1 protein-coding gene is annotated in these 1,426 nt (G+C 60.7%); it reads left to right on the top strand.

Translation table 11 applies throughout. The features are described from left to right. Window positions 1-88: 88 nt before the first annotated feature. A complete protein-coding gene (locus WS96_RS15985; RefSeq protein ID WP_059833725.1) occupies window positions 89-1,417 on the top strand; it encodes an IS4 family transposase in 1,329 nt (442 codons plus the stop codon). Window positions 1,418-1,426: the final 9 nt, after the last annotated feature.

Genomic DNA, 1,426 nt, shown 5'->3' with positions numbered 1-1,426 from the left:
TAATGCCGTTCAGTTAAGCGACTGAACGGCATTTTTGTTTGCGCCAACTTGTTGTAAACGGGGCGTGGCGATGTTAACTTTCGTCGCCATGCTGGCCGACGATTTTCGCCCTCTTGTTGAATCGCACCCGCCGTTCGAATGGGATCGGCTGGGTCAGCATCTGCCGTACGAATGGATCGAGCAGGCAGTCCAGGCCAGCGGAAGTGCCAGCATTCGGCGGCGGCGCTTGCCGGCTCAACAAGTGGTGTGGCTGGTGATCGCGCTGGCGTTGTACCGGCATCAGTCGATCAGCGAGATCGTTGACGGATTGGAGTTGGCGCTACCGGCGCCTGATGCGTCATTTGTTAGCAAGAGCGCCATCGCCCAAGCGCGGCAACGTACCGGGGCGGCTCCATTGACGTGGCTCTTTCAAGAATCGGCCCGCCACTGGATTGCCCAGGATCAGGCGCACTACCTGTTCAACGGGCTGTCGCTGTTCGCGATGGACGGCACCACGCTGCGCACGGCCGACAGTGCCGCCAACCGCGAGCATTTCGGGTCATCGGCGGCCGCGCATGACCGGGTCGGCAGCTATCCCCAACTTCGTGCGGTCACGCTCACGGCCATTCCGACCCACCTGGTATGCGATACGGAATTCGGCCCGTACGACATCAACGAGATGATCTCGGCCCGCCAACTCATCCCGCGCGTGCCGGACCACTCCATTACCGTGTTCGACAGAGGATTTCTGGCGGCCCAGTTGCTGTGCAACCTGGTCTCGGGCGGCGAGAACCGGCATTTCATCATTCCGGCCAAATCCAATACGCGCTGGGAGGTGCTCAGCGGCGAGCCTGGCGATCAGATAGTGCGCATGCGCGTGTCAGCGCAGGCTCGAAAGAAGTGTCCGGAACTGCCCGAATTCTGGCAGGCCCGCGCCGTGCTCGCCGTCGATGCGCGTGGCCGACAGCGGGTATTGTTGACCTCGCTGAGCGACCCCCAGCGTTTCAAGGCAATCGACATCGTGTCCTGCTATGAACGTCGCTGGCAGATCGAAACCAGTTACCGAGAATTGAAGCAGTCGATGCTGGGAATGGAGGTGACCCTTCGCAGCCAGACCGTCGAGGGTGTCTATCAGGAGTTCTGGGGGGCGCTGATCGCCTACAACCTGATTCGCCTGGAGATGGCGAAGGCGGCGCTGGAGGCCGGATATGCTCCCGATAAACTCAGCTTCATCCGGGCATTTCATACGATCCAATACGAAATGACTTGGGCGGCGGTGACGCGCTCGTACGGCAAACTCCCGGCGCTGCTTGGGCGCTTGCGTGAACGGCTCAAGCAACTTCCCAATGAGAAACGGCCCGGGCGCTCTTGCGCTCGGGCCGTCAAGTCCAGACCGTTCCGCTACACCGTTCGATACTTGACTCGGAACCTTAACTGAACGGCATTA

The sequence above is a fragment of the Burkholderia sp. MSMB1835 genome (genome assembly GCF_001526365.1).
GTDB lineage: Bacteria > Pseudomonadota > Gammaproteobacteria > Burkholderiales > Burkholderiaceae > Burkholderia.
Note: the sequence above shows the minus strand (reverse complement) of the source record. Positions and strands in the feature narration are given on the sequence as shown.

What these genes read in the sequence shown, in the direction of transcription:
- WS96_RS15985 (WP_059833725.1), top strand. Translation starts at nt 89, where the DNA reads ATGCTGGCCGACGATTTTCGCCCTCTTGTTGAATCGCACCCGCCGTTC.